This is a genomic window from Thermoleptolyngbya oregonensis NK1-22, assembly GCF_032705245.1.
Classification (GTDB): domain Bacteria; phylum Cyanobacteriota; class Cyanobacteriia; order Elainellales; family Elainellaceae; genus Thermoleptolyngbya; species Thermoleptolyngbya sichuanensis.
This window is the reverse complement of sequence record NZ_CP053540.1, coordinates 4,595,972-4,622,024: the sequence shown is the minus strand read 5'-3', so window position 1 is coordinate 4,622,024 and position 26,053 is coordinate 4,595,972. Positions and strand designations below refer to the sequence as shown.

20 protein-coding genes and 1 tRNA gene are annotated in these 26,053 nt (G+C 54.6%); 11 read left to right on the top strand and 10 right to left on the bottom strand.

Annotated features, from left to right (window positions below):
* The first annotated feature begins 169 nt into the window (after positions 1-169).
* Positions 170-709 (top strand): DoxX family protein, encoded by a 540-nt coding sequence (locus HNI00_RS19295; protein WP_316788588.1) that lies wholly within the window; start codon positions 170-172, stop codon positions 707-709.
* A 175-nt stretch (positions 710-884) separates the two neighbouring features.
* Here the strand turns inward: HNI00_RS19295 and HNI00_RS19290 are convergent, their stop codons facing one another.
* The 5 genes from HNI00_RS19290 to HNI00_RS19270 all read right to left on the bottom strand — a co-directional run bounded on the left by HNI00_RS19290 (position 885) and on the right by HNI00_RS19270 (position 5,996).
* The gene (locus HNI00_RS19290; RefSeq protein WP_172355067.1) at positions 885-1,520 is read right to left on the bottom strand and encodes a DUF3318 domain-containing protein; all 636 of its coding nucleotides are present in this window, start codon (positions 1,518-1,520) and stop codon (positions 885-887) included.
* Between the two features lie 336 nt (positions 1,521-1,856).
* Positions 1,857-2,570: a rhomboid family intramembrane serine protease gene (locus HNI00_RS19285; RefSeq protein ID WP_316788586.1), complete on the bottom strand. Its 714-nt coding sequence runs from the start codon at positions 2,568-2,570 to the stop codon at positions 1,857-1,859.
* Positions 2,571-2,884: 314 nt separating this feature from the next.
* Positions 2,885-3,304 carry a plastocyanin gene (gene petE / locus HNI00_RS19280; RefSeq protein WP_316788584.1) on the bottom strand — a complete coding sequence of 140 codons (420 nt, stop codon included), beginning with the start codon at positions 3,302-3,304 and terminating at the stop codon, positions 2,885-2,887.
* Positions 3,305-3,516: 212 nt separating this feature from the next.
* The gene (locus HNI00_RS19275; protein ID WP_316788582.1) at positions 3,517-4,419 is read right to left on the bottom strand and encodes a cell division protein FtsX; all 903 of its coding nucleotides are present in this window, start codon (positions 4,417-4,419) and stop codon (positions 3,517-3,519) included.
* Between the two features lie 167 nt (positions 4,420-4,586).
* Positions 4,587-5,996, bottom strand: a complete 1,410-nt coding sequence (locus HNI00_RS19270; RefSeq protein ID WP_316788580.1) for an amidohydrolase — start codon at positions 5,994-5,996, stop codon at positions 4,587-4,589.
* Between the two features lie 829 nt (positions 5,997-6,825).
* Here HNI00_RS19270 and HNI00_RS19265 point away from each other — a divergent pair.
* The 4 genes from HNI00_RS19265 to HNI00_RS19250 all read left to right on the top strand — a co-directional run bounded on the left by HNI00_RS19265 (position 6,826) and on the right by HNI00_RS19250 (position 9,534).
* The gene (locus HNI00_RS19265; protein ID WP_172355057.1) at positions 6,826-7,209 is read left to right on the top strand and encodes a RidA family protein; all 384 of its coding nucleotides are present in this window, start codon (positions 6,826-6,828) and stop codon (positions 7,207-7,209) included.
* A gap of 413 nt (positions 7,210-7,622) precedes the next feature.
* The gene (locus tag HNI00_RS19260; RefSeq protein ID WP_316788576.1) at positions 7,623-8,378 is read left to right on the top strand and encodes a cysteine hydrolase family protein; all 756 of its coding nucleotides are present in this window, start codon (positions 7,623-7,625) and stop codon (positions 8,376-8,378) included.
* A 50-nt stretch (positions 8,379-8,428) separates the two neighbouring features.
* Entirely contained in the window at positions 8,429-8,884 is a 456-nt protein-coding gene (locus HNI00_RS19255) for a cupin domain-containing protein (protein WP_316788574.1), read from the top strand.
* Between the two features lie 353 nt (positions 8,885-9,237).
* Positions 9,238-9,534, top strand: a complete 297-nt coding sequence (locus tag HNI00_RS19250; protein ID WP_316787465.1) for a hypothetical protein — start codon at positions 9,238-9,240, stop codon at positions 9,532-9,534.
* A gap of 427 nt (positions 9,535-9,961) precedes the next feature.
* Here HNI00_RS19250 and HNI00_RS19245 read toward each other — a convergent pair whose 3' ends face one another.
* Positions 9,962-10,318 (bottom strand): hypothetical protein, encoded by a 357-nt coding sequence (locus tag HNI00_RS19245; protein ID WP_068511691.1) that lies wholly within the window; start codon positions 10,316-10,318, stop codon positions 9,962-9,964.
* A 424-nt stretch (positions 10,319-10,742) separates the two neighbouring features.
* On the opposite strand from HNI00_RS19245, the gene HNI00_RS19240 reads away from it, so the two are divergent.
* On the top strand, positions 10,743-11,945 hold the full coding sequence (locus HNI00_RS19240; protein ID WP_316788572.1) for an endonuclease/exonuclease/phosphatase family protein: 1,203 nt from the start codon (positions 10,743-10,745) through the stop codon (positions 11,943-11,945).
* 3 nt (positions 11,946-11,948) lie between these two features.
* Here HNI00_RS19240 and ribBA read toward each other — a convergent pair whose 3' ends face one another.
* On the bottom strand, positions 11,949-13,679 hold the full coding sequence (gene ribBA, locus HNI00_RS19235) for a bifunctional 3,4-dihydroxy-2-butanone-4-phosphate synthase/GTP cyclohydrolase II (RefSeq protein WP_172357223.1): 1,731 nt from the start codon (positions 13,677-13,679) through the stop codon (positions 11,949-11,951).
* 733 nt (positions 13,680-14,412) lie between these two features.
* Here ribBA and argC point away from each other — a divergent pair.
* The 5 genes from argC (at position 14,413) to HNI00_RS19210 (ending at position 21,133) form a co-directional block, all read left to right on the top strand.
* Entirely contained in the window at positions 14,413-15,477 is a 1,065-nt protein-coding gene (gene argC / locus HNI00_RS19230) for an N-acetyl-gamma-glutamyl-phosphate reductase (RefSeq protein WP_316788569.1), read from the top strand.
* A gap of 54 nt (positions 15,478-15,531) precedes the next feature.
* Positions 15,532-16,275, top strand: coding sequence for a class I SAM-dependent methyltransferase (locus HNI00_RS19225; protein ID WP_316788567.1), 744 nt, complete (start codon positions 15,532-15,534; stop codon positions 16,273-16,275).
* Between the two features lie 550 nt (positions 16,276-16,825).
* The gene (locus tag HNI00_RS19220) at positions 16,826-17,638 is read left to right on the top strand and encodes a FadR/GntR family transcriptional regulator (RefSeq protein ID WP_316788565.1); all 813 of its coding nucleotides are present in this window, start codon (positions 16,826-16,828) and stop codon (positions 17,636-17,638) included.
* Positions 17,639-18,235: 597 nt separating this feature from the next.
* Positions 18,236-19,669: an aldehyde dehydrogenase family protein gene (locus tag HNI00_RS19215; RefSeq protein ID WP_316788562.1), complete on the top strand. Its 1,434-nt coding sequence runs from the start codon at positions 18,236-18,238 to the stop codon at positions 19,667-19,669.
* A 75-nt stretch (positions 19,670-19,744) separates the two neighbouring features.
* Positions 19,745-21,133, top strand: coding sequence for a glutamine synthetase family protein (locus HNI00_RS19210; RefSeq protein ID WP_316788560.1), 1,389 nt, complete (start codon positions 19,745-19,747; stop codon positions 21,131-21,133).
* A 22-nt stretch (positions 21,134-21,155) separates the two neighbouring features.
* On the opposite strand, the gene HNI00_RS19205 is transcribed toward HNI00_RS19210, so the two are convergent.
* The 3 genes from HNI00_RS19205 to HNI00_RS19195 all read right to left on the bottom strand — a co-directional run bounded on the left by HNI00_RS19205 (position 21,156) and on the right by HNI00_RS19195 (position 25,350).
* On the bottom strand, positions 21,156-22,205 hold the full coding sequence (locus tag HNI00_RS19205; RefSeq protein WP_316788558.1) for a glycoside hydrolase family 19 protein: 1,050 nt from the start codon (positions 22,203-22,205) through the stop codon (positions 21,156-21,158).
* Between the two features lie 516 nt (positions 22,206-22,721).
* Positions 22,722-22,795 (bottom strand) — tRNA-Val (locus HNI00_RS19200).
* 98 nt (positions 22,796-22,893) lie between these two features.
* Positions 22,894-25,350, bottom strand: a complete 2,457-nt coding sequence (locus HNI00_RS19195; protein ID WP_316788556.1) for a ligase-associated DNA damage response DEXH box helicase — start codon at positions 25,348-25,350, stop codon at positions 22,894-22,896.
* Positions 25,351-26,053: the final 703 nt, after the last annotated feature.

Here is a 26,053-nt window from a genome sequence, read left to right as displayed (position 1 = left end):
TTCAATAGGGCCGCCTTGCAATAGAGTTCATGCAAGATGCAGATTCGAGGTGGGGAAATCTCACTGAGAATTTGCATTTGGGAACTGGTCTTGACTATTAATTTTCGTTATATTACTTAATGAAGATATGTATCCACTTTAATCTCGTTTACCTCCAGTCGCACCCCCTATGAATACAATCCAGCGTGCCACCGGGCTATTGTCCGCCGTCCTCCGTCCAAACCTCACGCCGAACTATCCCTCACAACTTGCCTGGACAGTGCTTCGTGTGATTGCTGGTGTGGTGATGATCCATAACGGACTTGATAAGCTGTCCGACATTCCCAGCTTCGCAGAAGCCTATGTCAAGGTGATTGGGCTGCCGTTCCCGATTTTCTTCAGCTACCTTGCTGCCTACACCGAACTGCTGGCATCGCCTCTGGTGGCGCTAGGCCTGTTCACTCGCCCCGCTGCGCTGGGTCTGTTCTCGACGATGCTGGTTGCCATGTATCACCATGTCAAGGTGGCGGGCTTGAGCATTCCCTACCTGGAACTCTCGACGCTCTATGCAGCTGTGTTCCTGTTCTTCACCATCAACGGTGCGGGCCTGTTTTCGGTGGATGCGCTGCTGTCGGGCTGGCTGACGGCAATGTGGGGCGGCACTCCGGCCAAGTCCATTGCAGACTTGGAAAATGCCTACCAGCTTTCTGAAACGACTTCTAACAAATAAGGCTGCCGTTAAGCGCTCAGAAAGGTCTGCTAGAAAGGTCTGCTCGAACAGAGAAAGCAAAAAAAATGCGATCGCACTCATGAAAGGCGATCGCATTTTTTACAAGTTTTTTAACAAGCTTCTCACAGGTCAACCGGAAACGGGTTCACCTGAAGCCGTCAAGCGTCGCAAAGTCTTAGTACGCTTCTCCCTTCGAGCGAGCTTTTGCCTTAGCAGCACTCTTCTTCAGCGCGTCCAGACGCAGTTCGTAGCGGCGGCGCTCCTTTTTGTTCTTGCTTTGCTCTACCAGAATCTTGAGCGCACTGCCCAGGCTCTTGTAGGCATTGGGCAGAGAATAGCCAAAGCGCGTCGCTAGGGCGATCGCCTTTTCATCCGCTTCAATTGCCTCCCGCAGCGTCTTCTCGCCATTGTTTCGGGCATAGAGCCGCCAACCCGACACGCCGCACAGCCCCAGCGCCAAAAGCAGCAGCAGCCCATCTTGAACCCACAGTTCGCCAACCGCGCCGCCCAAGCCGATGGCCAGAGCCGCCATTTCCCAGCCATCCTTAGGAATGGTGTCGTTTTGGATGCGGGCCACCTCATGCCAGAACAGCAGGTTTCGCTGATCCAGCGCCAGCGCATCCCACTTGGCCAGATCGACTTGAACCTCGACCTGATCTTTGCCAATCTCCTCACTGGTGATCAGCGGCGGATTGACTCCAGGCGACGCTTCGATCGTTACCCAGCTCCGCAACTCAGGCGGCAGCAGCGATTTCAGTCGGCGCAGTTCGCTTAAATCGGCTCTGGCAGAAGCAGTTGCGTAAGAGGTCATAGGACTTGTCTGGACTTGTCTAAGGAGTATGGTCTAAAAAATATGGTCTAGTTTTGTCTACAGGAAAACCGGGAATCGCCAAGTACGCCACGAATCGGCCGTCACCCAATTCCCCGCAACTCTAAAACAGCACCCTCGTAAAGGTACTTTCATGCAGTATAGCGATCGCCCGCTCCAAATACATAGCCGGATCTCCGAACTTCAATCAGGCGACCAAGCGCCCCCAAAAAACCTCGTTCTCCCCTCTTCGTTCTCCCCTCTTCGTTCTTCGTTCTTCCCTCTTCATTCTTCGTTCTTCCCTCTTCTCCCTCTATCCTAGCTCGACCCACACGCGCCTCAACGAAACTCGCGAGTGCCATCACTAAACAGCCCCAGCAGCGGCCCCAAAATCATGCCAAAAATAAAGCCGCCCGCGTGGGCCCAGTAGGCAATGCCGCCTGTTTCCGCCGCAGTGGTCACGTTTAGACTGGCTAGACCAGAAAACGCCTGCATCACAAACCAAAAGCCCAGGAACAGCAGTGCCGGGATTCGGAAGGGAATCAAGATAATCCCCAGCGGCACCAGCGTTAGAATTCGCGCCTTAGGAAATCTCAAGATGTAGGCTCCCATCACTCCGGCGATCGCCCCACTCGCCCCCAGCGAGGGAATCTCTGATCCCGACGCAACAAACCATTGGCACAACGCCGCTAGTGCCCCGCAGGCCAGATAAAAAATCAAGAACTTGCCATGCCCCAGCTTGTCTTCAATGTTGTTACCGAAGATCCACAGGTAGAGCATATTGCCCGCTAGGTGCAAAAAGCCGCCGTGGAGAAACTGGGAGGTAAACAGCGTCACCCATTCTGGAACCGGGGTGGGGGACATTGCTGCCGTGCCATCTCCAAAGCTTGCCGTAAGCTGGCGAGGCACCACTGCCCAGGTTTGCAGAAACCGCTCCAGTTCTGGCTGCGACAGCGAAATCTCATACAAAAAGACCAGAATGTTCGCAATAATCAACCCGTAGGTGACATAGGGGGTGATTCGGGTTGGATTTTCGTCGTTTAAGGGAACCACAGGAAATTTTTCCGGCTAACTCATACCGAGTACTCTACTATGGGGACGCTCAGGGGGGAATATCTATTGCGAACGATATTGCTCAAGGTGCATCAAAACTTCCGGAGCATTCTCTCCAACAATTCAAGAACAATTAAGGCTTGTGACCCAGGAAAGGTCGATGGCAACCATCAACCAAGCTGGACTCACAAGCCCTAATTCTGAATCGATTTTGACTAGACTTTGACTAGAGTTTGACTAGAGCAAGCCATCCGTAGACGTGCGTCAAGCGCCACACATTTTGGAGCCACGGGTTGGAGCTAAGGCAAGGGAAACTAGCCTTCGACCGTGATCTTGCCCACCATGCCAGCTCCCCGGTGAGGAGCGCAGTAATAGGTGTAGGTTCCGGCAGGGAAATCACTAGAGAAAGTAATCTCGTAGGACTCGCCAGGAGAAAACATCAGCTGACTATGGCTCAGTTTATCGGCCAAATCTTTGCTAGCGCCGGGAACTTGCTTCTCATCAAACAGAATGTTATGGGGAGGGAGCTTGTTATTCACCCACTTCACGGTATCGCCAGGATGAACGGTGATATTGGCAGGCTCAAACTGGAGCAAGCCGCTATCGGCTCCCATCTTGACGGTGAAGGTTTCAGCCGCAGCGGGAGACACCACTGCCACAAAGCTGCCAACCATCAGCACAAGCGCGAAGAGGGCAAGACTTAGACTCCGTGAAATTTGAGCAATCAACTTCATGGTGACCTCGAAAATTTAAGTGTTAAGTCATGACCCACATAGCATTCTAGCCTGAAGCCGTCATTCTGAAGCAATCATAAAGCCCGTTCAAAAACAAAAATCCGTCGCGAGTTTGACCCTGTGTGGCAATTGCTGCTTCAGGCGATACGGGAATCTGGATTGCTTCGTAGACGGATTTGGGATTAGCGTCGCGGCTGAACGCGGAAGGGTGCTTAGCGAGTGGCGAAACGGCGCACCGCAAACAGGCTGCCGAGCAGCCCAACGGAGCTACCCAGGGCCAGCAATGCTAGCGGCAAGATGAGCGCTTTTTCTGGGCTGAGGCGGAGTCCTTCGGTCAAAAACTGAATGAAGTCTGCCTGCTGACTGAGCAGTTCATGAATAAAGCCCTGAACGCCCGAAATGAGGCCCCAGGAGGCGATCGCCCCCACCACGCCAAACGCTAGGCCCTGCAAAATAAACGGCAGATAGATCCAGGCAGACGTTGCCCCAACCAACTGCATGACCTCGATCTCGCGGCGGCGAGCCATGACAATCAGACGAATCGTAGTGGTTAGAACGGCGATCGCCGTCAGCGTCAGCACGGTAATAATCCCCGCGCTAATCCAGCCCAAGCCCTGATGCAGTTGAGCAATCCGGCGCACTGCCTCATCAACATACTGCACCGCATCCACCCCCGGCGTTTTCTCTAGCTGCTGCGCCAAGGCTGCCACGCTCTCAGAACTCCGCGCCCGCACCTTTAGCTCGTCCACCAGCGGGTTGCCATTTAGCTGCTGCGTCGCGCCGCGAATATCGGAGATGCCCAACTCCTTCACCAACTGCTCCCAGGCTTCCTCCTTAGACACAGCCACCACCTCTGCCACCTCCGGCATTGCCTGCACCTGAGGCGCAAGCGTGCTGGCCTGCACTCCCGACTGGAGGAATACAGACACCTGAAGCTGGCTGCCAAACTGATTGAGCAACCCTTCCAGTTGCCAGGATGCCTGCAAGCTGATGCCAAATAGGAATAGCAACACGGTCATGGTGCTGATGGCGGCCCAGTTCATCCAGCCGCCCCGCCGTAGCCCCAGCAGCGTCTCTCGCAGCAGATAATCCGATTTGGTGAAAAAGCCTAGCATGACGAAATCCCAGGATGTTGCACAAACTCCGATTCAGAAACTTTAGCGCAACAAACGTGGGATGACGTGTCAAGTTCTGTGATCGGCGGGCGGGCGTGATGGCGTGTTGAAGCGGGTTCTATCAGTCCGTCCCGTCCCGCCATCACCCTCCCGCCATCACCCTGCGCTCAGTCCCCCTGCAATCCCATTACGCTGCGATACCGTGCCTCCAGCGCATCCCGCGTTGGGGACTGCCGATCGACATCCCACTGGCTCCGGGCAAAGAGTTCTTGACGAAGCTGGTGGACATTTACCGTCGTCATGTTGCCGTCGGCAATTACCTGGCGGCCGCCTACCCAGGCGCTATGAACAGCCTGCACCGGGCGACCCAACACCAGCAGCCCGATGGGGTCGGTGCGCGGCAACAGCGACAGACTGGTGAGGTCATACAGCACCAGATCTGCCAGCTTTCCTACCTCTAGGGAGCCGATCTGGTCTTGCATTCCCAGCCCGGTTGCGCCGCCCAAGGCGGCCATGCTGACGGCCTGACGGGGTGTGATCCAGTGGCGATAGTCAAAGTCGGTGACGTTGTGCAAGATGGAGCCGATTTTGATCGCTTCGAGCAAGTCCTGGGAGTCGTTGCTGGCGGAGCCGTCGCAGCCAAAAGTAACGTTTACCCCGGCCTGCCGATATTTCAAGATTGGCGCAATGCCGCTGCCCAGGCGCAGGTTGCTGAGGGGATTGTGGACGACGGTGGATTTTGTGGCGGCGAGAAGCTGGATGTCGTGGTCGTTGAGCCAGACGCAATGGGCCAGGGAGGTGCGTGGCCCCAAGAACTCCAGCCGTTTCAGATATTCCACTGCCGTACAGCCGTATTTTTCTTCTGCCAGCAGCTTTTGGGCTTTGCTCTCTAGCAGGTGGGTGTGGCGGCAGAGTCCGTGGCGATCGCTCAGTTCATTGCACCCAGCAAACAGTTCGTCAGAGCAAAGCTGGGGCCCGGTCGGAGCCATCACAATATAGATACCGTCGTCGGGACGATGAAACTGGGCGATCGCCTCGCTCATCATCTCTAGCGTTTCTTGGGCTGTGCGGGCATACGGCTCGTAGACCTGAGCAGTTCCTCCCGTGGGAATGCTAGAGGGCAGCGACTGATCCTGAATCAGCGGCGCAACAAATGCGCGAATGCCCGCTTCACGATAGCCCTTCACCGCCGCGCCAATGGTTTCCAGTTCTTGACCCGGCATGATGGTCAGATGATCGACAACGGTGGTGCCCCCAGAGAGCAGGGTTTCCACCGCCGTACCAATGGCGCTCAGGTAGACTTGCTCTGGATCGGCGGGCGCAAAGTCGTAGAGTTCCGCCAGCCATAGCTCCAAGGGATAAGGCAAAATTGCCCCCCGCTGCCACAGTTCCGAGGAGTGGGTATGGGCATTGACAAACCCTGGCAACAGGAGCTTGTCGCGTCCATCCACAACGGTTCCCACGGGGTCAAGCTGGGGAGCAATATTCGCAATTCTCCCGCCCTCAATTTGCACATCTACCGTGTCATACCCCGTTTCACTTGCAATCCATGCCTGCCGAATCGTATAGCCTGTCAATGGTTTAACCCTCAGAATCGCTCTATAACAAAATCCTTGCGCTGGGTGCATCCCACTTTTGTAACCCTCACCCTAAATCCCTCTTCCAAAGCAGGAGAGAGAGGGACTTCCAATCCGGCTCCCCTTCTCCGTTTTTGGGAGAAGGGGCTGGGGGATGAGGGCAAACTTACAGAACTAGGATGCGCCCCCTTGCGCTTGCCTTAGGGTGTGCTTTGCAAAGCTAAAGCCTAAGAGGGTGTTTGAAAAGGTATCGCCTGTAATGTTAAGCACTCAGAGATCCCCCCTTAGCCCCCCTCAAAAAGGGGGGAAACCGCCTTAAAGTCCCCCTTTTTAAGGGGGATTTAGGGGAATCTTGCACGCTTTGCTACAAACAGTAGGACTTTTCAAGCATCCTCTAACAGCCCTTAAAGCCTAACAGCACAATTAGCCAACTGCCGCAACCCTCCTGAGAGGTATCACAAATGGCATTGAAATAGCATTCACAAAAGCATCCAAGACTTTTCAAGAATGCTGCCCCTGCACAGCAGGATTATGACATTTCTTGACTGCTATCCGCACGCGAGTTCCGTAAAGTACCTATTTCAAGGGATGCTCATTTTGCGCTAAAGTGACCGGATGTTTGTAGGGGAATACAGTTACTTTTAAGTTCCAACTTTCAAGTTGCAACTGGATATAAACCGTTCAAAATATCCAGTGCTTTGAGTAATTGATGATTAAAACTAGATTCAGGTCGGATTTAAGTCAGATTTAAGTCAGATTTAATGAATTCTCTGAATTACTGCCTACAAAACTATATTCTGTTTGTCTTTTCATCTACCTGTTCCCAACCATGCTTCAGTACATCACCCTCGACGGTCTACCCTGTGTTGCGCCCTATTGCCATGCGGTACGGGCAGGAGATTTTCTATTTGTGACGGGGCAACTCGCGGAAGACCCCAAGACTGGCGAGGTCGTGCGTGGCCCCATTGAGGAGCAGGCAGTGCGGGTGATGGAAAATCTGAAGATGGTACTGGAGGCTTCGGGTAGCAGCTTTAGCCAGGTAGTGATGGCGCGGATTTTTGTCACCGATTTTCGCTTCTACGACGCAGTTAATGATATCTACAAGTCGTACTTTGAATCAGGACGGCTGCCAGGACGCACCACGGTCGGCGTGTCGGCGCTGGCAGATTTTGGCGATGTCGAAATTGATTTGATTGCCTACTGCGGGGAGTAGGCTTTCGGGTGTATCTCACTATTTGTAACCCTCACCCTAAATCCCTCTCCCGCTTTGGGAGAGGGACTTCCAATCCGGCTCCCCTTCTCCCTTTTTGGGAGAAGGGGCTGGGGGATGAGGGCAAACTTGCATAACTGCGATGCGCCCTAGACTTTCGGGGTTGAGGATTAGGGATTGGCTCTGGGAACATAGCCAAAAGAGCCTGTCCCTGGTTTCGCAGTGCAACATCCCCAATCCCATCTAAAACTTGCAATCTAGAAATCTAAAATCAGCGTGGCACATTAAGCTTTGTGGTGCAAATCTGCCAATCGCAGAAGTGTCGGTGAATACTGAAGGCGATCGCCTTTTAGCGTAGGACTAGTCGATACTGGCTTGTCATAACAACTTTATAACAACTTTGGACGAGGTTTCCTATGCGATCGCTTGGCACGCCGCCCAACGCTTGGCTTGTCGATGCCCACAATGCTGACCTGACACGCCCGCCGCTCCCCCCCCGCCCGATCTCGCTCAAAGCAGACACCAAAACGCTGCGGGTCGATCTGGCGAAAGCGGCCATGCTGGTCATCGACATGCAAAACGACTTTTGCCATCCCGACGGCTGGCTAGCACACATCGGCGTAGACGTGACCCCCGCCCGCGCCCCCATTGGCCCGCTGCAAGGTCTACTGCCTGTGTTGCGTGGGTTGGACGTGCCTATCCTCTGGATCAACTGGGGCAACCGACCCGACCTGCTCAACATCAGCGCCGGACTGCGCCACGTTTACAACAGTTCCGGCGATGGCGTGGGGCTGGGCGACCCCCTGCCCAAAAACGGCGCACCCGTCCTGCAAAAAGATAGCTGGGCCGCCGCCGTCGTGGACGAACTGGAGCAACTGCCGCAAGATATCAAAGTCGATAAGTATCGCATGAGCGGCTTTTGGGACACGCCGCTCGACAGCATTTTGCGAAACCTGGGGCGGACGACCCTGTTCTTTGGCGGAGTCAACGCCGATCAGTGCGTCATGGCCACGCTGCAAGATGCTAACTTTCTTGGCTACGATTGCATTTTGGTTAGCGATTGCACTGCCACCACGTCGCCCGAATACTGCTGGCAAGCCACGGTCTACAACGTGAATCAGTGCTTCGGTTTTGTTACTCACTCTCACGCAATTCTGGATGCCGTGAAGTGAGTGATGGAGCAAAAACGAAAAACAAAATTCTTTCCTTCTTCCCTCCCCCCATGACTACCGAAACCTGCGTCATTCCGGTGATCAAAACGCCCAAGGACTATCAGGCGTTTCGCATTAGTCCACAGGATACAAATCGACTGGCGATCGTATTCGACCCCATCAGCGCAAATATGTCGCTGACCTATTGCGTGGAAATTTTTGACGTGGGTGGAAAAACGCCACCCAATCGGCATCAGCTTGCTGTGGAAATGTTTTTTGTGTTGAAGGGCCAGGGGCGAGCCACTTGCGACGGCAAAACGGTTGATATTTCAGCAGGAGACAGCATTTTGGTTCCTGCAACGGGCACGCATGAAATTGAAAACACCGGGTCGGGGCGGCTGTATGCACTCTGCATCATGGTGCCCAATGAAGACTTTGCCGAACTGATTCGCAGCGGCATCCCCGCAGAACTGGACGAGGAAGATCTGGCGGTGCTGCGCCGATCAGACGGGCTGCGGGTAAGCTAGGGCCGACATTGCGGTCAAGCTCTGGCAGGGAAATCTTGCCTCCCAAGCGGCGACAAACCCCTTCACACTCCGTAGCAAAATTTTGCTTGCGCCGATCAGGGGTATCCACTACAATCGTCCATCAAGCTGTGATTTTTCCAAGGCGCAGCTTATCTTCACTCCCCGAAAATTTGGCCGGTTCGTCGATTACGGCATTGGTAGATGCGCCAACACCTACCAACGCCTGACCCCAGGACAGTAGTGGCTGTCTCAGGGCTTTGCCTATTGTATGGCCGCCTTGAAACCTGCTTTGCGTCGTTTGGGCGGCCATCTTTTCGGGGTTTCCCTACCTTGTTTCCAGGAGGAAACCCCAAATGCTGAAAATTCAATACACCTGGTCGTCCCCACTCTCGGAGGCGACCCAGTTTTCGCTGCCCCCGCTCACCTGCGAACTGCCCCACCGCCGCCGCCTGCGCCACTGCATCATCGGCCTGCCCGAAGACGCTCAGATGGCGATTGACCGGCTCCACCTGCTCCGCTACGCCGAACGCTTCGAGTGGACGAACGCCCTGGATTTCCCGCCCCACGGCATCGTCCTCGACGGTCGCCCCGGCGAAGTGCTGCGCTACCTGCACCGCGACATCCGCAGCAACCCTGGTGCAACCGAGTAAGAACAGATAAGGAGGATTTTGGGTTTTAGATTTTAGCAGGGCATCCCCTCAATCCAAAATCCAAAATCCCCAATCCAAAATCCCCAATCCAAAATCGTTAGTGTCCTTAGTTTTTCGCTACCTCGATCTGGCAACTGCTGAAACCCTTACAGCATGGTTGTTCTTGATTGATCATTTTGAGGGTGGCGAATAAATCGGGACACTAACAATAGTCGAAAAACTTGTCTCTTGGAGCCGCTAATATCACTATCGTATAGTTGATAGAGTAAATAGCTTCAGAAGATAGAACGACGAAGGACGAATGACTAGCAAAGCAATCAGCCATCCCTTCTAGCCGCTTTTCAATAGATTTCATCTTGGGGTTTGAATATAAAAATCCCTGAGTCTCAGAAAAACTCAGGGATTTTTCTTCCAGATCGGTAAGTTTCTATCGATTTTGAGTTGCCTTTTCCAGGGCACGCTCAGCTTTTTCTTGAATCGTCACTGCCTGACGAGAATTGGATGGACGATTCATCTTATCTACATCAGCATTTTCCTGAACTTCATTGATTCCCTTGCGGGCGCGATCTTGCACTTCTTCCATGCTTTGCAGACCCGAATCCAGCGCTTCTTCTGCTTTTTCGTAGATTCCATCCAGCTTTTCTACGCCTTCGTTGGGTGCGCTAGACTGATTGCCAAAGCCAAATGCAAGAGCAGGCGAGGCGGTAAACAGCATCAGGACGACAAACGAAAAGGCGATCGCCACTTTATAGATCGACTGCTTTAGTTGGTTCCAAGTTTTCATGGGAGTTCCTCCAAGAGTTACAATTCGTCAAGCCTGACTCAATCGAACTGCGCTAATTGAATTAGATAGTTGGACTTAGAAATCCACTTAATTCATACGCACCGCTTGACTCATTTGAATCATTTTTGAATCATTGAGTGACTCATTTATCCTGCACTTAGTTATACGCTGGATGCCCCTTGTTTCAAATCAATCCCTAGAGCGAAAGCGGTCAGATTTTTACAGTTTTTTTCTCAGCAGAGCGGCGGATTAAATCTTGCCAAATCAGATTGAACTTCCCCCTAAAGGAGGAGACAATAGAGGCGACCCGATAGCGACTAATTCCTGAAACCTAGAGGCATTCATGCTTTCTCGCCTTCTCTCAATGGTTAGAACAAACAGAGTTAGAACACGCATAAAAGTGAGTGCGCTCCGCCAAGTAGCAATGCTGGGAATCGCCGCCTGCCTCAGCCTCGGAGTGTTGCAATCTTCTGCTGGGGCAGCGCCGATTCGCTTTGCCTCGTTCAACGCCTATCTCAACCGCGAAGCAGAGGGACAACTGCTGGCGGATCTGGCAACGCCCGACAATCCGCAGGTGCAGGCCGTCGCCGAAATCATCCAGCGGGTGAACCCTGACGTGCTGCTGCTGCTGGAGTTTGACTATGACCCGACGGGTGAAGCCGTGCGTCGCTTTCAGGAAAATTATCTCGCTGTGGGACACAACGGCGCTGCGCCCATCCGCTTTCCCTACGTCTATCTCGCGCCCAGCAACACGGGCATTCCGTCTGGCTTTGACCTGGATAATGACGGGCAGGTCAGCACCACGCCGGGGACTCGCGCCTACGGAGGCGATGCGTTTGGGTTTGGGCTGTTTCCTGGGCAATATGGCATGGTGCTGCTGTCGAAATACCCCATTGTTCAGGAGCAGGTGCGGACGTTCCAGATGTTTTTGTGGAAAGATATGCCCGGTGCGCTGCTGCCCAGCGATCCGGCGACTCCCAACGCGGGTGACTGGTATTCCCCAGAGGAACTGGCGGTGTTTCGGCTGTCGTCCAAAAACCACTGGGACGTGCCGATTCTGATTGGCGATTCGCAAAGCGATCCCGGCGGGAATCGCACGATTCATGTCCTTGCCAGCCATCCCACGCCGCCCGTGTTCGACGGGCCCGAAGACCGCAACGGCCGCCGCAACCACGACGAACTGCGGCTGTGGGCAGATTACATTACGCCCGGCCGCGCCGACTATCTCTATGACGACCGGAGACAGCGGGGCGGTCTGAGCGACACGGCTTCGTTTGTGATTATGGGCGACCTGAACGCCGACCCCATCGATGGCGACGGAATGCCGGGGGCGATCGCCCAACTGCTCGACCATCCCCGCGTCAATGCCGACCTCGCGCCCAGTAGCGCAGGCGGACAGGCAATCGCCGCCGCCAGCACCGCCATCGGCCCCACCCGCTTCCACACCGCCAGCTTCGGTCGCCAGAGCCTCCGCCTCGACTATGTGCTGCCCTCGACGGATCTCCGGGTCGTCGGCGCGGGTGTTTTCTGGCCCGCGCCGGGTGATCCCCTGTTCCGATTGGTGGGCGATGGCGATCCGATTATCAGTTCCGACCATCGCCTGGTATGGGTGGATGTAGAAATTTAGCCGCTAGTCCGTCGGCGGGTGCGTGGAAAATACATAAATCCGCTGGGTTGCCAGATTTGTAAAGACCTCCGACGGACGCACTGGCTCGGCGCTGTCGTCCCGCTTCAGTCGAAAGATTTGGCGATCTAGTTGCACCTGCAAGTTAGTCATGGGGTCGCCACCCGCAGACACCAGAAACTCTAGCTGCTGCACAGTCGGCCAGGCGGCAACCTGGTCGAGAATTTGGGCGATCGCCCGTTTCGCGGGATGCTCTGGCTGCTGAAACCAGTCGGGGCTAGCGGTCTGCGATTGTCCAAAACCCAGATGCACGATCAGCGACGACTGGTTAAAGAGGGCGATCGCCACTGGCCGCGCCTCTTCCTGCACCAGCAGATCGTGGGCCTTGGCCAGATAGCGCAGTTTCTCCAGCCGATCGTAGCGCTCCGTTACCGAGGGGTCGTCTTCCCAGCGAATCGCCAGCGTCAGCAGGTAGGTTTGCAGCAGCAGATGGCCCAGTTTCTCTGCTTTCGTCGCTAGATAATCAGCATTAAACGGCGTCGCCTCGATCAGCAGCGGCACCCGGCTCACCATCTCCAGCCCGTAGCCCTTGAGGCCAGCAATCTTGCGCGGATTGTTGGTAATTAGGCAAAACTGGCGAACGCCAATGTCGTTGAGAATCTGTGCGCCCATGCCATAGTTGCGTTGGTCGGCCGGGAACCCCAATCGCTGGTTTGCCTCCACTGTGTCCAGCCCCAAATCTTGCAGCGAGTAGGCCTTTAGCTTGTTAATTAGCCCAATGCCGCGCCCCTCCTGCCGCAGATAGACCACCACGCCCGCACCTGCGTTCTCAATCATCTTCAGCGCCGCCTGAAGCTGCATCCGGCAGTCGCACCGCAGCGACCCCAACGAATCTCCAGTGAGGCATTCTGAATGCACGCGCACCAGCACCGAGCGGTCTTTGAATGTCTCCGGATCGCCTTTCACAATTGCCACATGCTCGGAATTATCCAGCAGATTTCGATAGGCATAGATTTTGAAGTGCCCAAACTGCGTTGGCAGATCCGCCACCGCCTCGCGATGCACAAACCGCTCATGCTGGAGCCGATAGCTAATCAAGTCGGCAATGCTGATCAGCTTTAGCCCGTGCCGCCGGGAATATTCCACCAACTCTGGCAGCCGCGCCATTGACCCATCAGGGTTTTGGATTTCGCAGATCACGCCCGCCGGATACAGACCCGCCAGTTGCGCCAGGTCTACGCCCGCTTCTGTGTGACCGGCCCGCTTCAGCACGCCGCCTTCCTTTGCCCGCAGAGGAAAAATGTGGCCGGGTCGGCGCAGGTCGCTGGGCTTGGTTAGCGGGTTCAGGGCAATTTGAATCGTGCGGGCGCGGTCTTCGGCGGAGATGCCTGTGGTTACGCCGAGGTGGGTTGCGCCGTCGATGCTGACGGTAAAGGCGGTCTGCTCGCTTTCGTCAGTGTAGCTGCTGACCATCAGCGGCAGGTCAAGCTGGTCGAGCCGTTCGCCGGTCATGGCCAGGCAGATCAGCCCCCGCGCTTCCACGGCCATAAAGTTGATCATGTCGGGCGTGGCGAACTGGGCAGCACAGACGAGATCGCCTTCGTTTTCGCGGTTTTCATCATCGACCACGACGATCATTCGACCTGCCTTGAGATCGGCCAGGGCAGACTCGATCGAGTCGAATTGGAATGCAGGAGCGGGTTGAGCGGGTGTAGCGGCAGGCGTAAGCGGTTCCACGAGAAAATTCCTGATTGAAGAGAGAAAAATAGAGGTTGGTAAATAGGGCCGTCTCAGCAGTGGAGTCGGGCTGAAATTAGGCTCAAATGTAAAGTTCTCTGAAGCGATCGGCTAAATCGATTGTATCTCTTTCGGCTAAACCATTGACAAGCGGGGCGCTATGATGGGGGCGGTTTACGCTGCGGGCAGGTTTATTTGCAGCAGTTGGCAAAAAATGCTAGCGAGTATGAATCCGGTGCGGTCAAGGCAGGCTGGCTCTGCGGGGCGGCTCGATTTCCCAAAAATCTTTCGTTTTTCTGGATAGCGCAAAAGGGCAGGGTGTTTTATGGTTAACCTACTGATTTATGAATTTTAGGACTTACGCAGTTGGACAATTTTTCGCGGGCGCAGCCTGCGAAAAATTGTCCAAAATCCAGAAAGCCTATCGCAAGTGCGTAAGTTCTGAATTTGTAAGCTAGTTGAACGATTTGAATTGAACGATTTGAATGATTCTCGTTTTTGGGTTGGGGCTGGGCATCACCCGATCAGGCGATGCAGGGTATCGAGGTTTATCTGGAGGTTTGTCTTTTGAGATGCCTCTCCGAAGCATCTGTATAGGCACCCGTCATATACACCCGTCGATCAATGGCGGAATGCTGAACGATGGAATGCTAAACCTGATTTTTGCAGCCGTTGAGGCTGAACCTGTTGAAGTGAAAACTGCTGAGGCTAGCGTTGTATAAGGGCAATCATCATGGGTGATTCAGAACGTATTCCCGTCGGCATTGTGGGCGCGTCGGGCTATGGCGGCATTCAACTGGTCCGGCTATTGCTGGAGCATCCCAAGCTGGAGTTGGCGTATCTGGGTGGCGAAAGCACGGCGGGCAAGCCGTTTGCAGAACTCTATCCCCATCTGGGGCATCGAGTGAATCTGTCGGTCGAGTCGGTAGATGTGGAGGCGATTGGCGATCGCTGCCAGGTTGTCTTTCTCTCCCTACCCAATGGCCTCGCCTACAAGATGGCTCCGCGCCTGCTGGAAAAGGGCTGCAAGGTGCTGGACTTGTCTGCCGACTATCGGTTCAGCGATTTGCAGACCTATAAGACCTGGTATGGGGGCGATCGCGACGATTTTGCGGTTGCGCCCAGGGCGGTGTACGGGCTGCCAGAGCTATACCGCGATCGCATCGCCGAAGCCCAACTCGTCGGCTGTCCCGGCTGCTATCCGACTGCCAGCCTGCTGGGCCTTGCGCCGCTGCTCAAGCAAGGGCTGATCATTCCCGAAACGGCCATCATCGACGCAAAATCGGGCACCTCCGGCGGCGGTCGCCAGCCCCCCAAGGTGGACATGCTGCTGGCCGAAGCCGACAGTTCCTTCCGCGCCTACAACGTCGGCGGTCGCCATCGCCACACGCCCGAAATCGAGCAGGTCTGTAGTGACCTGGCTGGGCATGAGGTGCTGGTTCAGTTTACGCCGCATCTAGTGCCGATGGTGCGCGGTATTTTGGCAACGATTTACGCCACCATGCGCGATCCGGGGCTGGTGCGCGACGACTTGCACACTATCTATTCTGCGTTCTACCGCAATGCGCCGTGGGTGCGCGTGTTGCCCAGCGGCACCTATCCCCAAACCAAGTGGGCCTGCGGCACGAACCTCTGCTACATCGGCATCGAACTAGATTCGCGCACGGGCCGCGTGATCGTCATGTCTGCCATCGACAACTTGCTGAAAGGACAGGCGGGGCAGGCGCTCCAGTGCCTTAACCTGATGATGGGCTGGGAAGAGACGCTGGGGCTGCCACAGTTGACGTTTTATCCCTAGCGTTTTAGCCCGTAGCTGCTGGAAGCTCTCCCTCAGGTTGTATAGCCTATCCCCATGCGCCAGGTTCTCGCAAATTGGATTTTAGGAGTTCATCCCTACAACACCTGCTTTGCCTTCAATTGGCACAATGTTCGCCACATTCGGCGATTTTTGGAGCGCACAGTGGCCCAAATTGAGGGGTCTAATTTGCGGTTGGCGGATGTGGGGGGTGGGCGATCGCCCTATTTTCCCTTTTTTGCGTCCAAAACATCGGAGTACCTTGTTGTTGACTTGGCAGATGCGCTGCCGCTGGGCGAAACGCGGCCGATCCAACAGCGAGTCGGGACGGCAGAGGATATTCCTTTGGGCGATAGTGAAGTTGATATCGTTTTGTGCAATCAAGTGCTTGAGCATGTTCTTGATCCAAGCCAAGCGATGCGTGAGATGGCTCGAATCCTCAAGCCGGGTGGCTACTTCATTGGCAGCGTTCCCCATGTCAGTCCAGTTCATTTAGAACCGCACGACTATCGCCGCTACACTGCGCTGGGTATCAAGCAACTGCTTCAGCAGCAAGGTTATTGCGACATCCACATTGAAGGGAATGGGGGAGTCTTCAGAGCGGCTGCGCTGATGATTGCGATGGATCTGCTGCTCAGCCAGCGTAAACCCGGCGTTTCCCAGCAGTTTAATGCAAATATGGCGCTGTTGCTGTCTCCAGTGATTGCCGTCCTTAACTTATCTAGTCTGTTGGCAGATAAGCTGTTGGGCGATCGCCAGCGCACGCCGGCCAATCTCTGCTGGATTGCGCGAAAAAAATGACTTTTTTCTTTACAATGACTCATTTAAGATGAGGGATCTTGTGGTGTGGAGATGAGGGTTGGGCGATCGCCCCCATTTCACCAATCGCATCTGCTATTATGCCGAACTGGAAGTGCAAAATTCTGAGTTTACAAACTCAACCCCCTCATCCGTACTTAATTCAAAGACGGGTCAACGATTCCAGCCGACGACTCTGTGAGAATTTTGATCTGATCTTCTGAGTTTTCTCAAGGTTGTGTTAGGGTAATTCAAACTCACGGCACAGAAATCATTTTCTAAGCGCCTTAGCTGTCTTAACTGTCCTATCTGCTGGATGGATATTTTGGACGGAGATGTGGTGTTGTGAAAAATGTTGTGAAGGGCACCTCGATTAATTGCCTTATTGAGAATTTTAGGAGTCTGAAACTCTCGTTTTCTTGTAGCCATTCTCAAGAGGATCTGAATTTTTCGAGGTGCCCTGAAATCTGTCAGGGCGATCGCCCCATAATATCACCCTGTAAATTTTTGAATTCGCTCTTATTTTTGACGTGATAGAAACCGCTCCCACCTGATGACTATCCTGCACCAAAACGAAACGTCCCAACAGCAAATACACTCCTCCGTTTCAATTGCGCCCCACAGCACCGAACTGCTCAGCTTCAACACATCACGACAATCGGCTGATGCCCTCCTGCGAGGCCCAAAGCCGACAGTCAATGCCTTTGAAGTCACGCTGGAGCGGCTCAGTTCAGCGGTGAAGATGGGGCTGTATGAACCCGGCGATCAACTGCCGAGCGAACGGGAAATAGCCGAGATTATGGGCGTGAGTCGGGCTACCGTTCGAGAGGCAATTCGCCTGATGACCGAGCAGGGCATTTTGGTAGCGCGTCGGGGACGCACGGGGGGCACCTTTGTTTCCAAGCACCCGGTGCCCGAAACATTACAAAATCTGCGGACCCGCCTTAGCGCAAAGGGAACCTCCATTACAGGCATTTTGGATCATCGGCTGGTGGTGGAGTCGGGCGTGGTAGAGCTAGCCGCTCAACGGGCGACCGACGAGCAAAAGTGGGAACTACAAGCGCTGGTTAACGCAATGGAGCAAGCAAACAACCATGCAGAATATCGCAAGCTAGATACGCGATTTCATCTGCTGATTGCTGCTGCAACCCAGACCGATCGGCTGTCGTCGGTTGTTGCAGAGATTCATGCTGAACTGTCGGATTTGCTGACGGCTGCGCCCTATAGCAAATCCCAATGTCTCCATGCCAATGATCAGCATCAGCAGATCGTGGATGCCATCTGCCTGGGACGACCCGACCTCGCCCGCATCAAGATTCAGGAGCATATTTTGGCGACTAACAGCTACTTGAATGCTCTGCTATGAAAGTTGATTTGAGGTATTTTGAGATATTTTGAGATATTTCTAGAGCAACTTCTACGCCTGGAAACTTTTGCATTTGCCGTTTGCATTTGATGTCTTGAGCAGACTAGGGCAAGTCTTGAACACGAGCCATTGGCATAGAAGTGGGCTTCGTAGTGGGCTTCGTTGCTTATCGGCTCATTTCAATGCTTTTGGCGATCGCCACACATCGCTATTACTTTTTAAGGTGTATCTTTTTGTGTATCTTTTTAAGGTGTCTCTTAGGTTGGATCACCAGAATCCAGACTTTGTAGCGCTAGCTACGGAAGCATACGGAATAACCGCATACTTTTAGCTCTGAGGTTGAATGGAATAGATTCAGACCTTTGGGTGGGCGCTGCTTTTTTGCTTTTGCATCCACGTCCACTCAGAACATTCAATCTATATCGCTCGCATGGTTCACATTGGCATGGCTGCGTTATTGGTTTATATCGTTGATTTGTGCTTGATTTGCGCTGCTGCAATCCGCTTGAACAATGGGTTGAAAATGTCCCGACCGTGGACTTGATACAGACTTGATGCAGACTTGATACAGATGGTGATAGTGTGACGCAAGGTTTTGTGACGCAAGATTTATTGATTGGAGGCGATCGCCTACCCGCTGACTCAGGGCAATATACCGAACTCATCGACCCCGCCACAGGTGATGCCTGGATCAAAGTCGCCGCTGCCACAGCCGATGATGTCGATCGGGCCGTGCAGGTTGCTGACCAAGTGCGATCGCCCTGGCGCAGCGTCAATAGCCGCGATCGCACCCAACTGTTGCTGAAGCTGGCGACCCTCATCCGCGAAAATTTGGAACCGCTGGCCCAACTGGAAAGCCGCAACGTCGGCAAGCCCATCCGCGATGCCCGCGACGAGGTGAACCTGGCCGCAGACTGCTTCGAGTATTACGCCGGAGCAGTGAATAAGATCGGCGGACAGACAACTCCTGTGGCTGCGGCGGGCACCCATCTAACCTTTCGAGAACCCATCGGCGTGTGTGGGCTGATTGCGCCGTGGAACTTTCCCATCGCCATCACCGCCTGGAAGGTCGCGCCTGCCCTAGCAATGGGCAATCCAGTGGTGCTAAAGCCTGCAACCCAAACGCCGCTCACAGCGCTGCGGTTGGGCGAACTGGCCCTAGAAGCAGGCATTCCGCCCGGTGTGTTTAACGTGGTTCCTGGTGCGGGATCGGTGGCGGGCGAGGCGCTGCTGCGGCATCCGCTGGTGCGAAAGATCTCCTTCACTGGCTCGACTGAAATTGGAATGCACGTCATGCGGACTGCGGCAGACGACCTCAAGCGTGTGACGCTGGAACTAGGCGGCAAGTCGGCGAATCTGGTGTTTGCCGATGCGGATCTGGATCTGGCGGTTCCCAAGGCAATGTGGAGCGTGCTGGGCAACGCCGGGCAGGACTGCTGTGCGCGATCGCGCCTGTTGATTCAGCGCCCGGTTTACGACGAGTTTTTGCATCGCCTAACGCAGCAATTCCAGGCGCTCCGAATTGGCCCACCGCTCGACGAATCGACGGAAATTGGTACGCTGATTTCCAACCAGCAGCGCGATCGCGTGTTGGACTATATCGCGCTGGGGCAGCAGGAAGGCGCAACCCTGCTCTGCGGCGGCACAGTGCCCACGGAATCCCCGCTCGACCGGGGCGCGTACCTCACGCCTGCCCTCTTCGCCCACGCCACGCCCAATATGCAAATTGCCCAGGAAGAAATCTTTGGCCCGGTTCTCTGCGCTATCCCGTTTGACACCGAGGAAGAAGCCGTGGCGATCGCCAACACCAGTCTCTACGGACTCTCTGGCTCTATCTGGACCCGCGACATCGGCCGCGCCCTCCGCGTTGCCCGCGCCATCGAAACGGGCGTTCTCTCTATCAACACGGGCCACAGCGTCCACCTGGAAGCCCCCTTCGGCGGCGTGAAGCACAGCGGCATCGGTCGCGAACTGGGACTCGCCGTGTTAGATCATTACAGTGAGTGGAAGAGTGTCTTCATTGCAGAGTGATGGAGCGTCCGTCTCTTTGTCACTTCTCTAGCCCAACACTCCCCATTCTCTAATCCTTCTATTTTGTATTCCTTTATGCATTCTTCTTCTCGTGGCCGATTGACTGTCGAAACGCTGACGCAGCTTGTTCAGGATGAGCAGATTGAAACCATCCTCACCGTGTTTCCAGACCTCTACGGACGGCTGATCGGCAAGCGGATCACGGGCGATTTTTTTGTGAACGACGTGCTGCAAGATGGCGTTCACGCCTGCGATTATTTGCTGGCCTGCGACATGGAAATGGACCCGGTTCCGGGATACAGCTTCACCAGTTGGGCCAGTGGCTATGGCGACTTTCGCATGATTCCTGATCTGAGTACGCTACGAGTTGCGTCTTGGCTAGAGAAAACGGCGATCGTGCTGTGCGATGTTTACAACGAAGAAGAGGATGTGCGGGTTGAGATTGCGCCGCGCAGCCTGCTGAAGACGCAGGTAGAACGGGCCAAGTCGCTGGGCTATGTTGCCAAAGGGGCCTCGGAACTGGAGCTATACGTCTTTGCCGATTCCTACGAAACCGCACGGCAAAAGAACTATCATGACCTTCAGCCCATCGGCAGCTACATTGAGGATTATCATATCTTCCAGGGCACCAAGGAGGAGTTTCTCATTGGCTCAATCCGCAAGCATTTGGAGCGATCGGGAATTCCTGTCGAGTTCTCGAAGGGCGAATGGGGGCCGGGGCAGCAGGAGATTAACTTACGCTATGCAGATTTTTTGGAAATGTGCGATCGCCACATTCTCTACAAGCACGCCGCCAAGGAAATTGCCTGGCAAAACAACGTCGCCGTTACGTTCATGTCCAAGTGGGACGAGCGCTACGCCGGGTCGAGTATGCACCTGCACGCCAGCCTGTGGGATCAGGAAGGTAAGATAGCGCTATTCCCCGGTGAGGAAGCCTTCGGCCCGGTGCATAGTTCGCCGCTGTTTCGCTGGTTCCTCGGCGGCTGGATGGCGCATATCCGCGAAATCTTCCCGTTCTACGCGCCCTATCCCACATCCTACAAGCGCTACGTAGCAGGTTCCTTCGCGCCAACGGGCATTGCCTGGTCCTATGACAACCGCACAGCGGGCTTTCGCATTTTGGGACACGGCCCCTCGCTGCGGCTAGAGTGTCGCGCACCGGGAGCCGATGCCAATCCTTATCTTGCCTTTGCTGCCACCCTCGCTGCTGGACTCGACGGCATCAAAAACCAGATCGAGCCGCCGCCGATGTTTGAGGGCGATGTGTACGAGGCACGGGATTTGCCGCAGGTGCCCCACAGCCTGAATGAGTCTATTCACGAACTGGAAAAGAGCCAGTGGGCGCGGGACACCTTTGGCGAAGCCACGATTGACCACTATCTGCACTTCTTCAAAACTGAGCAGCGCAAATTCGATGAAGTGGTGACGAGTTGGGAGCGGGCCCGCTATTTTGAACGGGCCTGATCCCCCTCTAATCCTCTGTCGATCAGCGAACGCCTAGCACCTGCTTTGCCCGGTTCAGGTATTTTTGGCGATCGGCCAGACCGTTGCGCCCACCGTTCACCACGCGGGTTACAGCAATCAGGTCGTCGCGGTCAGCGTGTTGGTTGATGTTGCGGGTTTGCCAGAACCACCCGGCGGCAGTGACGGCATACTGCGGCGACGCAACTAAATCGGGATTTGCTACAAAATCGACCCCCATTGCTCTGGAAAACTGAGCATAGTTGGAGCGACCCGTTAGCTGAATTACGCCGCGCCCCATATAGCGTGCGCCATCGCCCGGTTGCGTGTTGCCAAGATTTCGCGCTAGGCTCGACGGCGGCTCGTAGCGGCGCTGGGCATCTGTTGGGCCCCAGATTTCGCGCAGATAGCGGAATCCCCCGCTTTCGTGCAACACCTGACCAAAGAAATGGGCCATTCGCAGGGGAGTGTTGATTTCAAATCGCTCGAAGGTGGCGTTGATGCCGGGGGTCATGGCAATTACACGATCGCGCAATTGGCTAGAGCCGATGATCTGCAAAATCTGATCTGTCGTAACGAATTGCCGTTTCGCGGGGGGATAGTTGGCCTGAGTATTCGGCGGCGGGGGCTGGGGCGGTGCGTCCTGAGGTAAGATAAACAGTCGCACGTAGGGTAAGGTTCCGGCAGGACGGGCAGGCAAATCGGAGAGCAGTCGGATAAACGAGTCGATTTCTCCATCCAGCGCGTGTAGTTCTGGCTGTTTCATCAGCAGCTCTCGCAGGCGATCGCTCCCCCCATCTCGATAATGGGCCATGGTGAACGTTGTGCCGTAGATGCCGTGATAGGGATGGGCACTGGCAGGCGCAGGCGGCAACCCCGTGAGCTGACGAATCGCCCGATCTAGGAACCGATCGGCATCGTGGGGCTGGGGTGGTAATTGCAGCAGAAGCTGCTCAAAGCGACTAATTCCGTAATCTCGATACGTCTTGAGTTTTGCGCTATCCAGCGTAGGCGCAGGACTGGCAGCGCTACTGGGTGCGGAATTGGTCGCATTATTAACCGAAGCATTAGTCATGGCGATTTCCCTGATTTTGAAGTGATGACAACACAGCGTGCGATCGCGCCTACGGGGGCAAGGCTAAACGAGCGATCGCGGCGGCGCGTTTTTGATTAGTTTGATTAGCAGATGCGTGCTGAATGACTTAGTTTAGAATGCCCAAACTCACGTCCGCAGCACAACGACCCGCTATGAAATCAGTCTTCACACGGCAATCTTGTGTTTAAGCGGTCAAGTCAATCTGGAAAATCCTACAGCCAACAGCAATCTGCTTGGTCAAACAAGCTGCCTGGTCAATCCTGAATCGCAAACTCGAACCTGTGAAACGGCACTTTGAAGGGGTGAAATGATGTGAAACGGTGTCCAGCGCATGTTGTGCCGTCTTGCCAGATACTTCACGCTCTGGCCGTAGAATTCCAGACAAAGACTTGACCCGTTTCCCAATTAGCTAGAAATCGGCCAGAAATCGGCTAAAAAAACTGGCTACACACCAGATGCAAGAAGGCCAACTCCAGCCAATAGACGCAGACTCAATGGACACAACTGGACTCGAACCAGTGACCCCCACGATGTCAACGTGGTGCTCTAACCAACTGAGCTATGCGTCCTGAACAGTCTACTAATATAGCAGCCTTGGGCGATCGCATCAAGCTTTTTGTCCCCAATTTTACAGAACGCTGGCTGAAATGCTTTTTCTGCCTGGGGTTCACGCTTTGCCGTCCCACTGCTGCTTCATCCGCTCGATGCGCTCTAGCAGGCTCTCGTTCGACAGGCGCGAGTTGAGCCGCTCCACCAGCAGCGGAAAGGCAAAGGGCGACGGGCGCTTGGTGGTTTGCCACACCAGAGAGAGCGATCGCACTCTATCCAGCGTTTTGGCCAGCCGATGCACCTCCAGTTGATCAGTGAGGACTTCTTGCTCTGCCTGCTTCAGCAGCAAGTTATCCGGTTCATATTTGGAAAACACTTCGTAAATCAGCGACGAGCTGACCTGGAGTTGCCCTGCCGTCTTTTTGGCAGAGGGATAGCCCTTGAACACCAGCCCAGCAATCTGGGCAATGCCGCGAAACTTGCGAGCAGTGAGTTCCGACAGGTTGAGGCTGGCGCGAATGTCGGCTTCCAGATTTTCCAGGCTAAAAAAGTCTTCGGAAAACAACTCGCGAAAGGGATAGTCTTTGGGCGCGAGGATTTCAAACCCGTAATCATTCACGGAAATCGTAAACGTTGCCTGCTTTTGTCGCGCAAACCGATAGCCCCACAAAAAGCCCAGCCCCTCATGCACAAAGCGCCCTTCAAAAGGATAAACATAAAGATGCTGTCCTTCACGGGTCTTGCAGGTTTCAATCAGCAACTCGGTTGCGGCGGGCAAATGGGATATGCGCTGTTGAGCAGACAGAATTGGTTTCAAGCAGGTCAGTTCTAGATTCGTGCTTGCATCCTGGCTCCGTTCAATTTCACGTCTCAGGTGCATACTCAGCGTGTCGGATATTGCGAGATTTCCGCCACCCCAGGTGGGTGTTACGGTAGATTTCTTGCTTGTGCTTTTGACATACACCACCATGTCTTTCATCTGAAAAAACTCAAGCTGTCGCCCTGCAAAAAAGAACACGTCGCCCTTTTGCAGCTTGGATGCAAAGTTTTCCTCAATCGTGCCAATCTTGCGGCGATTGGTGTACTGAATCTGTACCGACTGGTTCGAGGTAATTGTTCCGATACCCATGCGATGCATTCGGGAAATTTGCAGGTCGGTGACACGATAGCGGTCATCCTCCAGCGTGATTTTTCTGTACCTTGGGTAGGCGCTGAGCGACTTCCCACCCTTTTCCAAAAAGTCGAGTATCCAGGTAAATTCGGCATCCGTTAAGCGTTCGTAGGATACTGTTTTGCGAATGGTGGAGAGCGTGTCGGCAGGCGTGAAACCATCTCCACAGGCCAGGGTGACTAGGTGCTGAATTAGCACGTCGTAGGGCTTGTGGAGCGGGCGGCGCACTTCGATATCGCCCTGGGCCAATCCATTGCGAAAAGCAGAAATTTCTAATAGCTCCAGCGAGTTGGTCGGCAGGAAGAAAATCTCGGACGTGCCTGCGGGGACGTGGGCCGATCGCCCGGCCCGTTGCAACAGCCGAGCCAGGTTTTTGGCGCTGCCAATTTGCACGACCCGCTCCACGGGCTGAAAGTCTACGCCCAAATCCAGGGACGAGGTGCAGACGACCCATTTGATGGCCCCAGTTTTCACGGCTGCTTCGATCGCCTCTCGTTCCTGCACGTCGATGGAGCTGTGGTGCAGCGCAATGCGATCGCCCTCTTCGGGCAGAGCAAACGTGAGCGCCTGATACCACTTTTCTGCTTGGGCGCGGGTGTTGGTGAAAATCAGCGTGGAGGTTTCGATATCCAGTGCGTCTACGAGTTCCTGAAACATTCGCAGGCCCAAATGCCCCGCCCAGGGAAAGGTGTCTACCGAGTCGGGCAAGATACTGCGAATGATCGTTTGCCGCTGGAGGTTGGTTTGAATCACCACGGGTTCGATATCCAGGCCCACGGCGACCTGGGCAGCTTCCTGGATATTGCCCAGCGTGGCCGACAGGGCCCAGGTTTGCAGCGACGGGCGCAATTGACGCAGTGCCGAAAGGCAGAGTTCGGTCTGGGTGCCCCGTTTGGAACTGAGCAACTCATGCCACTCGTCCAAAATCACCGCCCGCAGATTGCCAAAAAGCGTCTCTGCCCCAGGGTAGGACAGCATCAGAGCAAGCGATTCTGGCGTGGTGATCAGAATCTGCGGCATATTTTTGAGCTGGCGGGCTTTGCGGCTGGCGCTGGTGTCGCCCGTGCGCGACTCGACCCGCAGATCCCAGCCCATGTCTTCGATGGGGCGGCGGATGGATTGCTCGATGTCGCGGGAGAGCGATCGCAGCGGGGTCAGGTACAGCAGTTGCAGCCCTGGTTTGGGGTCGTCCAGCATAGCGGCGATCGCCCCCATGACCGCCGCATAGGTTTTGCCAGACCCAGTGGGCACCTGCACCAGCCCGCTGCGCCCCGCCAGAAACGCCTCCCAGGTTTCCTGCTGAAACGGCAATGGCTCCCAGCCCTGCCGCTGAAACCATTCGACGATAGGTGCAAGGCTGGACGTGCTGGGTTGGGTAGAACTAGGCGGCGATCGCCTCTTCATAGGGCACAAAACGGGGCATAAACAGCATACTTTTGGCTCCACAACGGAACGCTTCTGTCCATCGAGAATTGCCTCAAACGGCTTGCCTGCATCCGATGCCTAAATCTGGATCACCCTTGACCGGATCATAAATCACAGGCAATCTTAAACCTTAAATCGTTTGGCAAATCGCCGTGTAGCCGTTCTATGTAGACGTTTTATGTAGCCGTTCTATGCAGTGATTTTCACGCTTTATCTGGTATTTAGAGATGGTACTTAGAGAGGGTATTTAGAGCATCCTTTGCTAACCATAGCAGGCAACCGTCAGACTCTATTCCTTGCGTCTTCAGTAATTACACGCCAATTCTCACTGTAATTTTTCTATGAAGCACATAATTAACCGTGAGTCTCAGGACGCTAGGCCTCTACTGAAAGATAGATAGTCAGAATACGAGTTTAGGAGCAGTTTATACAAAATTGTCCTGTCTGTTTCTCGAAGTGTTCTATCACGGCAAGTGCTTTCTATCGTGTATCGCGATCTCTTTGAGACTGAGTGACTAAATAATTGCAAATTTGCTAGCCGCTAGCCTTGCCGTAAGTTCATCTGGTTCGCTTCCTTAGAGGATGTTTGAAAAGTCCTACTGTTTGTAGCAAAGCGTGCAAGATCCCCCTAAATCCCCCTTAAAAAGGGGGACTTTAAGGCGGTTTCCCCCCTTTTTAAGGG

Bases quoted from the DNA above. Each gene is read 5' to 3' on its own strand.
- HNI00_RS19195 (WP_316788556.1), bottom strand. From the start codon at position 25,350: ATGAAGAGGCGATCGCCGCCTAGTTCTACCCAACCCAGCACGTCCAGC.
- argC (WP_316788569.1), top strand. From the start codon at position 14,413: ATGGGTGATTCAGAACGTATTCCCGTCGGCATTGTGGGCGCGTCGGGC.
- HNI00_RS19210 (WP_316788560.1), top strand. From the start codon at position 19,745: ATGCATTCTTCTTCTCGTGGCCGATTGACTGTCGAAACGCTGACGCAG.
- HNI00_RS19260 (WP_316788576.1), top strand. From the start codon at position 7,623: ATGCGATCGCTTGGCACGCCGCCCAACGCTTGGCTTGTCGATGCCCAC.
- HNI00_RS19205 (WP_316788558.1), bottom strand. From the start codon at position 22,205: ATGACTAATGCTTCGGTTAATAATGCGACCAATTCCGCACCCAGTAGC.
- HNI00_RS19240 (WP_316788572.1), top strand. From the start codon at position 10,743: ATGCTGGGAATCGCCGCCTGCCTCAGCCTCGGAGTGTTGCAATCTTCT.
- HNI00_RS19290 (WP_172355067.1), bottom strand. From the start codon at position 1,520: ATGACCTCTTACGCAACTGCTTCTGCCAGAGCCGATTTAAGCGAACTG.
- HNI00_RS19250 (WP_316787465.1), top strand. From the start codon at position 9,238: ATGCTGAAAATTCAATACACCTGGTCGTCCCCACTCTCGGAGGCGACC.
- petE (WP_316788584.1), bottom strand. From the start codon at position 3,304: ATGAAGTTGATTGCTCAAATTTCACGGAGTCTAAGTCTTGCCCTCTTC.
- HNI00_RS19245 (WP_068511691.1), bottom strand. From the start codon at position 10,318: ATGAAAACTTGGAACCAACTAAAGCAGTCGATCTATAAAGTGGCGATC.
- HNI00_RS19275 (WP_316788582.1), bottom strand. From the start codon at position 4,419: ATGCTAGGCTTTTTCACCAAATCGGATTATCTGCTGCGAGAGACGCTG.
- HNI00_RS19255 (WP_316788574.1), top strand. From the start codon at position 8,429: ATGACTACCGAAACCTGCGTCATTCCGGTGATCAAAACGCCCAAGGAC.
- HNI00_RS19220 (WP_316788565.1), top strand. From the start codon at position 16,826: ATGACTATCCTGCACCAAAACGAAACGTCCCAACAGCAAATACACTCC.
- HNI00_RS19225 (WP_316788567.1), top strand. From the start codon at position 15,532: ATGCGCCAGGTTCTCGCAAATTGGATTTTAGGAGTTCATCCCTACAAC.
- HNI00_RS19295 (WP_316788588.1), top strand. From the start codon at position 170: ATGAATACAATCCAGCGTGCCACCGGGCTATTGTCCGCCGTCCTCCGT.
- HNI00_RS19265 (WP_172355057.1), top strand. From the start codon at position 6,826: ATGCTTCAGTACATCACCCTCGACGGTCTACCCTGTGTTGCGCCCTAT.